16 protein-coding genes are annotated in these 13,337 nt (G+C 47.3%); all 16 read left to right on the top strand.

Annotation, left to right across the window (positions count from 1 at the left end; genetic code table 11):
- Positions 1-14: 14 nt before the first annotated feature.
- Entirely contained in the window at positions 15-221 is a 207-nt protein-coding gene (spoIIIAC, locus tag NYE68_RS13290) for a stage III sporulation protein AC (protein WP_003153142.1), read from the top strand.
- Between the two features lie 12 nt (positions 222-233).
- On the top strand, positions 234-623 hold the full coding sequence (gene spoIIIAD / locus NYE68_RS13285) for a stage III sporulation protein AD (RefSeq protein ID WP_071392571.1): 390 nt from the start codon (positions 234-236) through the stop codon (positions 621-623).
- A gap of 32 nt (positions 624-655) precedes the next feature.
- Positions 656-1,864 (top strand): stage III sporulation protein AE, encoded by a 1,209-nt coding sequence (spoIIIAE, locus tag NYE68_RS13280; protein ID WP_003153145.1) that lies wholly within the window; start codon positions 656-658, stop codon positions 1,862-1,864.
- Positions 1,865-1,880: 16 nt separating this feature from the next.
- Positions 1,881-2,501: a stage III sporulation protein AF gene (spoIIIAF, locus tag NYE68_RS13275; protein ID WP_324636722.1), complete on the top strand. Its 621-nt coding sequence runs from the start codon at positions 1,881-1,883 to the stop codon at positions 2,499-2,501.
- Positions 2,494-3,186: a stage III sporulation protein AG gene (gene spoIIIAG, locus NYE68_RS13270; protein ID WP_014418358.1), complete on the top strand. Its 693-nt coding sequence runs from the start codon at positions 2,494-2,496 to the stop codon at positions 3,184-3,186. Before spoIIIAF ends, spoIIIAG begins: the two co-directional genes overlap by 8 nt.
- Before the next feature lie 3 nt (positions 3,187-3,189).
- On the top strand, positions 3,190-3,840 hold the full coding sequence (locus tag NYE68_RS13265) for a SpoIIIAH-like family protein (RefSeq protein WP_342493920.1): 651 nt from the start codon (positions 3,190-3,192) through the stop codon (positions 3,838-3,840).
- A gap of 153 nt (positions 3,841-3,993) precedes the next feature.
- Positions 3,994-4,473 (top strand): acetyl-CoA carboxylase biotin carboxyl carrier protein, encoded by a 480-nt coding sequence (gene accB, locus NYE68_RS13260; RefSeq protein WP_007612510.1) that lies wholly within the window; start codon positions 3,994-3,996, stop codon positions 4,471-4,473.
- A 14-nt stretch (positions 4,474-4,487) separates the two neighbouring features.
- On the top strand, positions 4,488-5,840 hold the full coding sequence (accC, locus tag NYE68_RS13255; RefSeq protein ID WP_007408348.1) for an acetyl-CoA carboxylase biotin carboxylase subunit: 1,353 nt from the start codon (positions 4,488-4,490) through the stop codon (positions 5,838-5,840).
- A gap of 21 nt (positions 5,841-5,861) precedes the next feature.
- Positions 5,862-6,269, top strand: a complete 408-nt coding sequence (locus NYE68_RS13250; RefSeq protein WP_003153156.1) for an Asp23/Gls24 family envelope stress response protein — start codon at positions 5,862-5,864, stop codon at positions 6,267-6,269.
- Between the two features lie 264 nt (positions 6,270-6,533).
- A complete protein-coding gene (gene nusB / locus NYE68_RS13245) occupies positions 6,534-6,926 on the top strand; it encodes a transcription antitermination factor NusB (RefSeq protein WP_007408349.1) in 393 nt (130 codons plus the stop codon).
- Positions 6,927-6,937: 11 nt separating this feature from the next.
- Positions 6,938-7,789: a bifunctional methylenetetrahydrofolate dehydrogenase/methenyltetrahydrofolate cyclohydrolase FolD gene (gene folD / locus NYE68_RS13240; RefSeq protein ID WP_007408350.1), complete on the top strand. Its 852-nt coding sequence runs from the start codon at positions 6,938-6,940 to the stop codon at positions 7,787-7,789.
- 123 nt (positions 7,790-7,912) lie between these two features.
- Positions 7,913-9,256 (top strand): exodeoxyribonuclease VII large subunit, encoded by a 1,344-nt coding sequence (gene xseA, locus NYE68_RS13235; RefSeq protein WP_324636723.1) that lies wholly within the window; start codon positions 7,913-7,915, stop codon positions 9,254-9,256.
- A complete protein-coding gene (locus NYE68_RS13230; protein ID WP_007408352.1) occupies positions 9,256-9,510 on the top strand; it encodes an exodeoxyribonuclease VII small subunit in 255 nt (84 codons plus the stop codon). Before xseA ends, NYE68_RS13230 begins: the two co-directional genes overlap by 1 nt.
- A complete protein-coding gene (locus tag NYE68_RS13225; RefSeq protein WP_007408353.1) occupies positions 9,500-10,390 on the top strand; it encodes a polyprenyl synthetase family protein in 891 nt (296 codons plus the stop codon). The genes NYE68_RS13230 and NYE68_RS13225 overlap by 11 nt, the downstream gene beginning before the upstream one ends.
- A gap of 143 nt (positions 10,391-10,533) precedes the next feature.
- Positions 10,534-12,435: a 1-deoxy-D-xylulose-5-phosphate synthase gene (gene dxs, locus NYE68_RS13220; RefSeq protein ID WP_012117963.1), complete on the top strand. Its 1,902-nt coding sequence runs from the start codon at positions 10,534-10,536 to the stop codon at positions 12,433-12,435.
- Entirely contained in the window at positions 12,432-13,277 is an 846-nt protein-coding gene (locus NYE68_RS13215; RefSeq protein ID WP_007612503.1) for a TlyA family RNA methyltransferase, read from the top strand. Before dxs ends, NYE68_RS13215 begins: the two co-directional genes overlap by 4 nt.
- Positions 13,278-13,337: the final 60 nt, after the last annotated feature.

The following is a 13,337-nucleotide window of genomic DNA, read 5'->3' as shown; positions in this document are numbered from 1 at the left end:
GGAGCAAACATAAAATGGGAGTCGACGTAAATGTCATTTTTCAAATCGCCGGAGTCGGTATCGTGGTTGCGTTTCTGCACACCATACTTGACCAAATGGGAAAAAAAGAATACGCCCAGTGGGTGACGCTGCTTGGCTTTATCTATATTTTATTTATGGTGGCGACGATTGTCGATGACCTGTTCAAAAAGATCAAAGCTGTGTTTCTATTCCAAGGATAGGGGGGCTTACAGATTGAGATTGTTCAAATTGTAGGTTTAGGCCTGATCGCCACATTTCTCTCCCTGATCGTAAAAGAACAGAAACCGACTTTCGCGTTTATGATTGTCGTCTTCAGCGGCTGCGTGATCTTTCTTTATCTCATCGACCAGATTTACGACATTATCAGAATGATAGAAAAAATAGCCGTCAATGCAAATGTCAATATGGTCTATGTGGAAACCATTTTAAAAATTATCGGCATCGCCTACATTGCTGAATTCGGAGCGCAGCTTACAAAGGATGCGGGCCAGGGAGCGATTGCTTCGAAAATAGAGCTGGCCGGAAAAATTTTGATACTGGTAATGGCCGTGCCGATACTCACCGTCATTATTGAAACGATTCTCGGACTTATTCCTTCTTGATCATAAATAAAATGGAAAGGGGGGCACAAAAAATGAAGCGCTTTCGGTGGGCGGGAGCTTTTTTGTTCATCCTCTTATTTTTTCAGACTGAATGTGTACAAGCTGCCGGAACAGACGGTGCGTCGCAGGAAACCGCAGTTCACCAAGAATCCGCTGATGAAGTGGCGAAAAAGCAGGCCGAAGCGCTGAAAACAGAAGGCATCGGAAAGTTTTGGGACGACATCATGACAGAATACGGCGGTCTTCTGCCTGAAAGCCAAAAGGGAAGCATCATCGACTTTATTAACGGAGAAAAAACGTTCTCGCCGGAGGCATGGCTGAAGGCTTTATTTTCATACTTGTTTCATGAAGTGCTCGCAAACGGAAAGCTTCTGGGAACTTTGATTCTTCTCACCATTTTTTGTGTCATTCTGCAGCTCCTGCAAAATGCGTTCCAGCAGAGCACCGTCAGCAAAGTGGCTTATGCAATCGTCTACATGGTGCTGATTATTCTCGCTTTAAACAGCTTTCATGTTGCCGTCAATTATGCCAGTGAAGCGATCCAGACGATGACAAGCTTCATTCTCGCGCTCATCCCGCTTTTACTCGCGCTTTTGGCGTCTTCCGGGGGAGCCGTCTCCGCAGCTTTTTTTCACCCCGTTATTTTATTTCTGATGAATACGAGCGGCCTTCTCATTCAAAACATCGTCATGCCGCTTATCTTCCTGTCAGCGATTTTAAGCATCGTCAGCACGATGACGGATCAATATAAAGTCACGCAGCTTGCCAATCTGCTCAGAAATATCGCGATCGGCGCGCTTGCCGTATTTCTCACCGTGTTTCTCGGCGTCATCTCCGTACAGGGGGCTTCGGCCGCCGTGACGGACGGGATTACGCTCAGGACTGCAAAATTTATAACAGGCAATTTTATTCCCGTGCTCGGCCGGATGTTTACGGATGCGACGGATACGGTCATCAGCGCTTCGCTCCTATTAAAAAACACCGTGGGAATCCTCGGAGTCGGAATTTTGATCTGCATCTCCGCGTTTCCGGCGATCAAAGTGCTCTCGCTCGCTTTTATTTATAAGCTCGCGGCCGCTATTCTGCAGCCGCTCGGAGGCGGGCCCGTCATTACGTGCCTCGGCGTCATCAGCAGAAGCGTACTGTATATTTTCGCGGCGCTCGCCATCGTCTCTCTCATGTTTTTCCTCAGCATCACAGTCATTATTACAGCAGGCAACCTCACCATGATGATGAAATAAAGGAGGCCCATTGGATATGAGCTTTTTAACAGAATGGCTGACAAGCATTATTTTATTTATCTTATTCGCCATCGTCATCGACATGCTGCTGCCCAGCTCCAGTATGCAAAAATACGCCAAGATGGTTGTCAGCCTGCTGTTAATCATTGTCATGCTCAACCCGATATTCAAACTTTTCAAAACAGACCCGGAAATCATCTTCGATTATTTGACAAAACAAGAGCAATCTCAATCCGCTGATATAAAAAATCAAATTAAATCAGAAAAAAAAGAAATACAAGCATCAAACCGCGCATATGTTTTAGAAGAAATGGCTGTCCAACTAAAAAAGAAAGCGGAGGAGATGTTCAGTCATGACGAATACAAAATAGACGACATCCGCCTTACAGCGGAAGAACAGGTTCGTTCAGAAGAAGATGTAAAAATGATCAGCGTGTATATGGCCCCATCTTCTGAAAAAACCGTGCAAACCGTCGCACCGATCGACATCCGCACAGACCGCAAATACGAACCGGAAGGCGCAGCCGACAAAAAAGAGGCCGCAGACATCAAAGAAAAACTTGCGGATATATGGGAAATCGGCAGTGAGAAAATTACGGTTTATATGGAAGGCGGGGAGAAAAACGGCCATGAATAAAAACGGACTATGGACCATACTCAAAAAACAGCTGATGATCGGACAGGCGAAAGACGGAGAAAAACCAAAACTGACAAAATATCATTACTTTCTGTTCGTGTTTGTGCTCGGGGTATCTTTTATGCTGGTCAGCCAGCTGTTCTCTTCACCGGAGAAAACCGGGAAGGACCAAACGGCGCAGACCGTCATGTCCGGCCGAACGGAAGACAAAAGCGGGCAAAAAAGCGCACCCGTTTTTAAGGCATCGAAAGACGGCAGCGCAAAAACCACAATCGATGATTACGAAAGAGACTATGAAAACCAGCTGAAAGAAATCCTTGAAACGATTATCGGCGTGGAGGATGTCTCAATTGTCGTAAACGTAGACGCAACATCTCTGAAAGTGTTTGAGAAAAATAAAACGAAAAAAGACACCACCACTGAAGAAACCGATAAAGAAGGCGGCAAAAGAAGCGTAACCGATCAAACCTCTGAAGAACAAATTGTCATGATTCGAAACGGGGACCAGGAAACCCCGGTCGTCGTCCAGACGAAAAAGCCCGATATCCGCGGTGTACTCGTTGTCGCTCAGGGAGTGGACAACGTTCAAATAAAAAAAACCATCATTGATGCCGTCACAAGGGTGCTCGATGTTCCGAGCTATCGTGTAGCGGTTGCCCCTAAAAAAATCAAGGAGGATTCATAAATCATGCTGAAAAAACAAACGGTTTGGCTTTTAACAATGCTCAGTCTCGTCGTGGTATTAAGTGTTTATTATATTATGTCGCCGGAAAGCAAAAATGCCGTGCAGATGAAAAGCGAAAAAAGCAGCGGAGAAGTCGCCACTGAAAAAACGCCGGCTCCTGAAACGAAAGATAAGAGCGGAAGCGGCACGGAAAAAGAAGACGGCACAAAAGGAACGAAAGATTCTAAAGGCACAAAAGAGGATAAAGAAACATCAGCCGAAGCATCGGACAAAGACGGATCGGTCGCCACAGAAACAGCTGATGAAAACTTATTTACCGCATACCGCATGGAACTTGAAGACGCGAGAAGCAAAGAAAGGGAACAGTTAAACAGCATTGTTTCAAGCGATGATGCGACCGCAAAGGAAAAAAGCGAAGCCTACGATAAAATGACGGCGCTGAGCAATGCTGAAGGGACGGAAAAACAGCTGGAAACGCTGATTAAAACACAAGGCTACAAAGATGCGCTCGTGGATGCTGAAGGAGACAAAATCAACATTACCGTCATGTCTGACAAACATTCAAACGCAAAAGCTTCCGCTATCATTGACCTGGTGGAAAAAGATATCAAGACGATGAAAGACGTCGCCGTCACGTTTGAACCGACAAAGTAAGAGACCTGAACCGCCCGCACCCGCTGCGGGCTTTTCTGATGTCATTTTAGATCAGTGTTGAATTTACACAAGCGCTCCTGTAAGATAAACATAGTATGTACTTTTAGTAGCAACCCATAAATTTCTATTTTTTATACATAGGAGTGGAAACTGATGTTAAAAATCAACGAAATTCATGAACTGATAAAAAGAATCGATGAATCTTCCATCGACGAATTTGTTTACGAAATTGAAGGCGTAAGCCTCAAACTGAAAAAAAATGAAGCGCCGGCAGTGAATGTAACGGGACAAGCCCAAGCCGTTCCCGCCGCTTACGCACCTGCTCCGCAGGCTGCAAAACCGGAAGCGCGTGAAGCCGCTCCTGCTCAGGAAGCGCCGAAACAAGACGAAAACCTGCACAAAATTACGTCTCCGATGGTCGGAACGTTTTATGCTTCTTCATCGCCGGAAGCCGGCCCTTACGTAAACCAAGGTTCAAAAGTGAGCGAAAATACAGTTGTTTGTATCGTAGAAGCAATGAAACTCTTTAACGAGATTGAAGCCGAAGTAAAAGGAGAAATCGTTGAAGTGTTAGTTGAAAACGGCCAGCTGGTCGAATACGGACAACCTCTATTTCTTGTAAAAGCTGAGTAAGGAGACCTGCTATTATGATTAAAAAGCTATTGATCGCCAACCGAGGAGAAATCGCCGTCAGAATCATCCGGGCCTGCAAAGAGCTGGGCATTGAAACTGTAGCCGTTTATTCTGAGGCAGATAAAGACGCCCTGCATGTCCAAATGGCCGATGAGGCTTTTTGTATCGGGCCGAAAACATCAAAAGAAAGCTATTTAAATGTAACGAACATCGTCAGCGTCGCAAAGCTGACCGGCACGGATGCGATTCATCCGGGATACGGGTTTTTAGCTGAAAACGCCGATTTTGCCGAGCTGTGCGAAGAATTAAACGTAACGTTTGTCGGCCCTACGGCTGACGCCATTTCAAAAATGGGAACAAAAGATATCGCGCGCGACACGATGCAGCTGGCGGGCGTGCCGATTGTGCCCGGTTCAAAAGGAATCATAAAAAATACGGAAGAAGCGGTTTCGCTTGCAGGTGAAATTGGGTATCCTGTCATTATAAAAGCCACTGCGGGCGGAGGCGGAAAAGGCATCCGGGTCGCACGCACAGAAGAAGAACTGATCAAAGGCATTGAAATTACCCAGCAGGAAGCCGCTACGGCATTCGGAAATCCGGGTGTGTACATCGAGAAGTACATAGAAGATTTCCGCCATGTTGAAATTCAGGTGCTTGCGGATAATTACGGAAACACGATCCATCTCGGAGAGCGTGACTGTTCTATCCAAAGACGTCTGCAAAAACTTCTTGAAGAGTCACCGTCACCTGCGCTTGATTCTGAAATCAGGGAGCAGATGGGTGAAGCAGCGGTAAAAGCAGCGAAGGCCGTCGGTTACACGGGAGCCGGCACAGTAGAATTCATCTATGACTACAGAGAACAGCGCTACTACTTCATGGAGATGAACACGCGTATTCAAGTAGAGCACCCTGTCACAGAAATGGTGACGGGAACGGATCTGATCAAAGAACAGATCAAAGTGGCATCCGGACAGGAGCTTTCGCTCAGACAGGAAGATGTTGAATTTAACGGCTGGGCGATTGAATGCCGCATCAACGCTGAAAACCCTGCGAAAAACTTCATGCCTTCACCCGGTAAAATTAACATGTACCTGCCGCCGGGCGGACTTGGCGTACGCGTGGATTCAGCCGCATATCCCGGCTATTCGATCCCGCCGTACTATGACAGTATGATTGCTAAAGTCATCACATACGGAACAACGCGTGATGAGGCAGTCGCACGGATGAAACGCGCGCTGAGCGAATTCGTGATTGAAGGTATTGAAACGACGATTCCGTTCCATTTGAAACTGCTTGAACACGAAACATTTGTCAGCGGAGAGTTTAATACAAAGTTTTTAGAAACATATGATGTAATGGGCTCATAATTTTTGCGGGAGGTGAATTGAATGGAAGACAACAGTGTGCTTAAAATGGATCATGATGAGGCTCATTTAGGCAAGGTTGAAATTGCTCCTGAGGTCATTGAAGTCATTGCCGGCATCGCCGCTTCCGAAGTTGAAGGAGTTGCTGAAATGCGCGGCAATTTCGCCACGGGCGTCGTAGAACGCTTCGGCAAAATCAATCACGGCAAAGGCGTAAAGGTCGATTTAGCCGATGACGGGATTACCATCGACGTCTATTGCGTCGTTCAATTCGGGATCTCGATCCCGAAAGTGGCGGCAAGCGTTCAGGAGAATATCCGCCAAACCTTATTAAACATGACGTCTCTGACCATTAATGAAATCAATATTCATATCGTCGGCATTCAATTTGACACGAAAGCCCAAGAAGTCGAAATCGACGAAGAAATGTAATGAGCGTATAAAAACCAAGGGGATGGGCAGCCCTTTGGTTTTTTATACGTTTCCCGTCATTTCAGGCATGAAGAAAGCCGGCTTACAAACGGCAGCCGAGTTTCTTCATGCTGTGAAATCCGAATGAAATTAATACGGTTTGTGAAAATATTCGGCATTAGGGTGAAAAAACCTAAATTTCGACATGCGATTGAGAAAAAAATATGTTATGATCTCTTTAAGCTTAACGACAAGCGGATAAAGCGGATCTGAAGGAGAAAGAAAATGAAAAGAAGAACAGCTAGAGAAAAAGCTTTGCAGGCACTTTTTCAGATTGATGTCAGCGATATTGCACCGAACGATGCCATTGAGCACGCGCTTGATGGTGAAAAAACAGATGCCTTCTTTGAACAGCTGGTGTACGGAGTGATCGAACATCAGGTTCAGCTTGATGAAATGATTTCCGGCCATCTCGTCAATTGGAAGCTTGACCGGATTGCAAACGTAGACCGCGCGATCCTGCGTCTGGCGGTGTATGAAATGGTTTATTCTGACGACATTCCTGCTAACGTGTCATTAAACGAAGCAATCGAGCTGGCAAAACGGTTCGGCGACGATAAAGCTGCAAAATTCGTAAACGGGGTTCTTTCTAACATTAAAACTGATATCGAATCATAGGAGGAAAGAAAATGACTGCAACAATCATCGACGGAAAAGAAACGGCTAAAGAAAAACGCGAACAATTGGCAAAAGAAGTAGAAGAGCTGAAAGCACAAGGCGTAGTGCCTGGATTGGCGGTCATTTTAATCGGAGACGATCCCGCTTCTGTTTCATATGTGACAGGCAAGAAAAAAGCCGCTGAAACAATGGGAATGAAATTTAAGCTTGACCGCTTTGACTCAAGCTTAACCGAGGCGGAGCTTTTAACAGTGATTGATCAGTATAATCAAAATCCGGAATTCCACGGCATTCTCGTCCAGCTGCCGCTCCCGGATCATATTTCTGAAAAAGCCGTAATCGAGCGGATCTCCCCTGATAAGGATGTTGACGGTTTCCACCCTCTCAACGTCGGGAAAATGCTGCTTGGCGAAGATACATTTCTTCCATGCACGCCGCACGGAATTGTCGAGTTATTGAAAAAGACGAACGTAGATCTTTCCGGCAAAGAAGTTGTTGTAGTCGGACGAAGCAATATTGTCGGTAAACCGGTCGGCCAGCTGCTGCTGAACGAAAACGCGACCGTCACATATTGCCATTCCCGCACGAAAAATATGTCTGAGCATACGAAAAAAGCAGATATTCTTGTGGTAGCGGTCGGTAAAGCGAACTTCATCAAAGCTGATCAAATCAAAGAGGGCGCCATTGTCATTGATGTCGGCGTCAACCGTCTCGAAAGCGGAAAACTCTGCGGAGACGTTCAGTTTGATGAAGCGAAAGAAAAAGCATCTTTCATTACGCCGGTGCCGGGCGGAGTAGGTCCGATGACCATCACAATGCTTGCGCATAATACTGTTAAATCTGCCAGACGTACGTTATCATAGATAACCGGAGACAGTCACAAAAAGTGTGACAATGAGCACGATACCCGCTTCTTAAGGCTCCTTTCAGCCAGAGCGGGTTTTCTTAGTTTAGGGCAAAAAGCCTTTATGAAAGGAGTGCAGGATGTGAGTGAAGCGGCATATGTCACGGTTTCCGCGCTGACCAAATACATTAAAAGAAAATTCGATGTGGACCCTCATCTTGAAGACATTTGGATTAAGGGTGAGCTCTCCAATGTTAAAATTCATACGAGAGGCCACATCTATTTTACATTAAAAGATGAGTATGCCCGCATGCAGGCCGTCATGTTTCAGAGGCAAAGTTCGAGGCTTGCGTTTAAGCCAGAAGACGGAATGAAGGTCATCGTAAGAGGCGGCATCTCCGTCTATGAACCGAGCGGAAGCTATCAGCTGTACGCGAAAGAAATGCAGCCGGACGGTGTGGGGGCGCTCTACTTAGCCTATGAAGAATTAAAGAAAAAACTTGCCGGCGAAGGGTTGTTTGATGACCGGCATAAGCAGGCCATCCCCGCTTTTCCGGCCACGATCGGGGTCGTCACGTCACCGACGGGAGCAGCCGTCAGAGACGTCATTACCACACTCAAAAGAAGATACCCCCTTGTGAAAGTCATTGTGCTTCCCGCGCTCGTTCAAGGTGAAAATGCCAGCAGATCGATTGTGAAGCGCATTGAAGAAGCCAATGCACAAAAAATGTGTGACGTCCTGATCGTCGGAAGGGGAGGGGGCTCGATCGAAGAATTGTGGGCATTTAACGAAGAAATCGTGGCCCGGGCGATTTTTGCTTCCGCCATTCCGATTATATCAGCGGTCGGACATGAAACAGATTTTACAATCAGTGATTTCGTCGCGGATATCCGGGCGGCAACCCCGACAGGAGCGGCAGAAATTGCCGTTCCCCACACGACGGACTTAATGGAACGGACAAAAACGGCGGAAGTCCGCCTGACAAGAGCGATGCAGCAGCATATCAGCAAGAAAAAAGAACGGGTTCAATCGCTCCAGTCATCCTACGCGTTCCGTTTTCCGAAACGATTGTATACCCAAAAAGAACAGCAGTTTGACCTTTTGTATCAGCAGTTCCAATCACAGCTCACAGGGCTTACGGACAGGAAACAAAGGCAGCTGGAGCGGAATACGTACAGATTAACGGCGCTCCACCCTGAAACCCAGCTGAAACAGGCGAAAAAACGGTACGAGGAGCGCTCAAATCAGCTCGCCCGAAGCATGAATGTCCAGCTGAAGCAGCTTCATTCGCAGTTTCAGACGGTTCTTGGTAAACTGAATGCATTAAGTCCCCTTCAGGTGATGGAGAGAGGATACAGCCTGGCCTATAAAGACAAAGAGCTGATCAAAAGCGTTGATCAAGTGGAACAAAATGATACGCTTGAAGTAAAGATGACAGACGGCGTTCTGACGTGTGAAGTATTGCAAAAGAGAGGCGAACGATAATGACAGAAACCAAAAAAAGTGAAGAGCTGACATTTGAAGAGGCGATGAAAGGCCTTGAAGGCATTGTGGCAAAGCTTGAAGAAGGAGATGTGCCGCTGGAGCAGGCGATTAATTATTTTCAGGAAGGGATGGCCCTTTCAAAAATGTGCCATGAAAAGCTGCAGCATGTCGAAAAGCAAATGGACTTTATTTTAAAAGATAACGGCGAACTTGCACCTTTCAGCGTTCAGGAGGAAGACGAAGGTGACAAATAAACTGGACGCATTTTTAGCATCGCGCAAACAACTGATTGAACAGCAGCTTTCTTTGTATACAGAACGGCTTGCGATGCCGGAAACCCTCAAAAAATCTATGCTGTATTCTTTGGAAGCGGGCGGAAAGAGGCTGCGCCCTCTCGTCGTCTTAGCCGTTCTGAATGCTTACGGAAAAGATGAAAAAGACGGGATTCCGGTCGGATGCGCTGTCGAAATGATTCATACGTATTCTTTAATCCATGATGATCTGCCTTGCATGGACGATGATGATCTGCGCCGGGGAAAGCCCACAAACCATAAAGTCTTCGGAGAAGCGGCAGCCGTATTGGCCGGAGACGGGCTTCTGACAGAAAGCTTTAAATTGATCACATCTCATGTGTCTGAGGCGGTTTCAGCAGAAAAACGGCTCCGTCTCGTCGATGAGCTGATCAGCGCGGCGGGAACGGAAGGGATGGTCGGCGGACAGGCTGCCGACATGGAAGCGGAGCAAAAGCGGATAACGCTTGAGGAGCTGGAATCCATCCACGAGCGGAAAACGGCCAAGCTCCTCGGTTTTTCCGTGACGGCGGGCGCCATTTTGGCAGATGCGCCGGAGGATGAAGTCGAAAAGCTCCGTTTGTTCAGCAGCCATATCGGCATCGGATTTCAAATCAGAGACGACATCCTTGATATTGAAGGGCATGAGGAGAGGATCGGCAAACCGGTCGGCTCAGATACGTCGAATGAAAAATCAACGTATCCGTCGCTTTTAACGCTTGAAGGCGCGAAAGAAAAGCTTGCGTATCATATCAGCGAGGCGAAACAGATCATCAGCGGCCTTTCTCTTCAGAAAGAATTGCTGCATGACCTCTGTGATTTAATCGCGGCGAGAGATCATTAAAAACGGTCCTGATTTGAAGGGGCTGCCGCTCCTATGGTAAAATGTAAGCAGTTTCGATGAAAATACAAAGGGAGTCTTTTTCTTTTTTCAAAAAGACACTGTTTAATTTGCAGAAATTCATGCTGAAAGTGAGTTGATCCGCTTTGGATCTTTTATCAATACAGGACCCGTCATTTCTTAAAAAGATGTCAATTGAACAGCTGGAAGAGCTGAGTGAGGAGATCCGCAATTTCCTCATCACATCGCTGTCTGCCTCTGGCGGCCATATCGGACCGAACCTCGGGGTTGTCGAGCTGACAATTGCGCTTCACAAAGAATTTGACAGTCCGAAAGATAAATTTTTATGGGATGTCGGACATCAGTCCTATGTTCATAAACTGTTAACCGGGCGCGGCAAGGAGTTTGAAACCTTGCGCCAATATAAAGGGCTTTGCGGTTTCCCGAAACGCAGCGAAAGCGAACATGACGTATGGGAAACAGGCCACAGCTCAACCTCGCTCTCAGGCGCGATGGGAATGGCTGCCGCCCGTGATATTAAAGGATCGAAAGAATATATCATCCCGATTATCGGAGACGGCGCTTTAACCGGAGGAATGGCGCTTGAAGCGCTGAACCATATCGGTGATGAGAAGAAAGACATGATCGTCATCCTGAATGATAATGAGATGAGCATTGCGCCGAATGTCGGGGCGATTCATTCTATGCTGGGACGGCTTCGCACGGCCGGCAAATATCAATGGGTAAAAGACGAGCTTGAATATTTATTTAAGCGCATCCCGGCCGTCGGCGGAAAATTGGCCGCCACAGCTGAACGGATAAAAGACAGTTTGAAATATATGCTTGTGTCAGGCATGTTTTTTGAAGAGCTGGGCTTTACGTATTTAGGCCCGGTTGACGGTCATTCCTACCACGAACTGTTTGAAAACCTGCAATACGCCAAAAAAACGAAAGGCCCTGTCCTTTTACATGTCATTACGAAAAAGGGCAAAGGCTATAAACCGGCTGAGACCGACACAATCGGCACATGGCACGGAACGGGTCCTTATAAAATCAATACGGGTGATTTCGTCAAGCCGAAAGCCGCGGCGCCTTCATGGAGCGGACTTGTCAGCGGCACCGTGCAGGAGCTGGCGCGCGAGGATGACAGAATTGTCGCCATTACACCGGCCATGCCGGTCGGCTCCAAACTGGAAGGGTTTGCGAAAGAATTCCCTGAACGCATGTTTGATGTCGGAATCGCAGAACAGCATGCGGCGACGATGGCGGCTGGAATGGCGCTCCAAGGCATGAAGCCGTTTCTTGCGATTTATTCGACCTTTTTGCAGCGGGCGTACGATCAGGTCGTCCATGACATCTGCCGCCAAAACGCGAATGTATTTATCGGCATTGACCGCGCCGGTTTGGTCGGCGCCGACGGGGAGACGCATCAAGGCGTCTTTGACATCGCCTTTTTGCGGCATATACCAAACCTCGTTTTAATGATGCCGAAGGATGAAAATGAAGGCCGCCATATGGTCAATACAGCCCTTAATTATGAGGAGGGTCCGATCGCGATGCGCTTCCCGCGCGGAAACGGGCTCGGCGTAAAGATGGATAAAGAGCTGAAAACCATTCCGATCGGAACATGGGAAGTGCTCCGTCCCGGAAAAGACGCGGTCATTTTAACATTCGGTACGACCATTGAAATGGCGCTGGAAGCGGCTGAAGAACTGCAAAAAGAAGGCCTGTCCGTGCGTGTCGTGAATGCGCGGTTTATAAAACCGATTGATAAACAAATGATGAAGGCCATTCTTAATGAAGGTCTGCCGATTTTAACGATAGAAGAAGCCGTGCTTGAAGGCGGATTCGGCAGCACGATTCTTGAATACGCTCATGACCTCGGCATGTATCATACACCGATTGACAGAATGGGCATCCCAGACCGGTTTATTGAACACGGCAGCGTAACCGCCCTGCTTGAAGAAATCGGTCTCACGAAGGCTGAGGTTATGAACCGGATCAAACTGCTGATGCCGCCGAAGACACATAAAGGAATTGGATCATGACAGCAAAAAAAGAACGATTAGATGTACTTCTCGTAGAAAAAGGCCTTGCGGAAACGCGGGAAAAAGCGAAACGCGCCATTATGGCGGGCATCGTATACTCAAATGAAAACCGATTGGACAAACCGGGTGAAAAAATCGCCCGGGATCTTCCGTTAACGGTAAAAGGAAACCCTCTTAAATACGTCAGCAGAGGCGGATTAAAGCTTGAAAAAGCCCTGGAAGTGTTTCCCGTCTCGGTAAAAGGCAAAACGATGATTGACATCGGCTCGTCTACAGGGGGATTCACGGATTGCGCCCTCCAAAACGGAGCCGAGCGGTCCTACGCAGTGGATGTCGGCTATAATCAGCTTGCCTGGAAGCTCAGACAGGACGAGAGGGTCGTCGTCATGGAACGGACGAATTTCCGCTATTCCGAGCCTTCCGATTTCACAGAGGGTTTGCCGGAATTTGCGACAATCGATGTTTCTTTCATCTCACTCCGCCTCATTCTCCCGGTTTTAAAAACGCTGCTTGTACCGGGGAGCGATTGTATCGCACTGGTAAAGCCGCAATTTGAAGCCGGACGGGAATCCGTCGGAAAAAAAGGCATTGTCAGAGATCCCGGCGTTCATACTGACGTTCTCCGCCGCATGAATCAATTTGCCGCTTCTGAAGGATATACAGTGAAAGGACTGTCCTTCTCACCGATTACAGGGGGAGACGGCAATATTGAGTTTCTGCTTCATTTGGAATGGGGCGGAGAAGACGGAAACGGCGCTGAACTGCCGGAAGAAGACATTCTCCGTACCGTCCGCGAAGCACATGAGACATTAAAAGCCAAAAAGACAGATGTACCGGAATAATAGGGGGCTATTATTCCTTTTTTCTGCCATCATGTACTTTTTATCAAGAAGCGGTTAACA

It is taken from the genome of Bacillus sp. FSL R5-0447 (assembly GCF_038606125.1).
Taxonomy (GTDB): Bacteria; Bacillota; Bacilli; order Bacillales; family Bacillaceae; genus Bacillus; species Bacillus velezensis.
Note: the sequence above shows the minus strand (reverse complement) of the source record. Positions and strands in the feature narration are given on the sequence as shown.

Coding starts and splice junctions, on each gene's coding strand:
- spoIIIAC (WP_003153142.1), top strand. CDS start 15: ATGGGAGTCGACGTAAATGTCATTTTTCAAATCGCCGGAGTCGGTATC.
- spoIIIAE (WP_003153145.1), top strand. CDS start 656: ATGAAGCGCTTTCGGTGGGCGGGAGCTTTTTTGTTCATCCTCTTATTT.
- spoIIIAF (WP_324636722.1), top strand. CDS start 1,881: ATGAGCTTTTTAACAGAATGGCTGACAAGCATTATTTTATTTATCTTA.
- spoIIIAG (WP_014418358.1), top strand. CDS start 2,494: ATGAATAAAAACGGACTATGGACCATACTCAAAAAACAGCTGATGATC.
- NYE68_RS13265 (WP_342493920.1), top strand. CDS start 3,190: ATGCTGAAAAAACAAACGGTTTGGCTTTTAACAATGCTCAGTCTCGTC.
- accB (WP_007612510.1), top strand. CDS start 3,994: ATGTTAAAAATCAACGAAATTCATGAACTGATAAAAAGAATCGATGAA.
- accC (WP_007408348.1), top strand. CDS start 4,488: ATGATTAAAAAGCTATTGATCGCCAACCGAGGAGAAATCGCCGTCAGA.
- NYE68_RS13250 (WP_003153156.1), top strand. CDS start 5,862: ATGGAAGACAACAGTGTGCTTAAAATGGATCATGATGAGGCTCATTTA.
- nusB (WP_007408349.1), top strand. CDS start 6,534: ATGAAAAGAAGAACAGCTAGAGAAAAAGCTTTGCAGGCACTTTTTCAG.
- folD (WP_007408350.1), top strand. CDS start 6,938: ATGACTGCAACAATCATCGACGGAAAAGAAACGGCTAAAGAAAAACGC.
- NYE68_RS13230 (WP_007408352.1), top strand. CDS start 9,256: ATGACAGAAACCAAAAAAAGTGAAGAGCTGACATTTGAAGAGGCGATG.
- NYE68_RS13215 (WP_007612503.1), top strand. CDS start 12,432: ATGACAGCAAAAAAAGAACGATTAGATGTACTTCTCGTAGAAAAAGGC.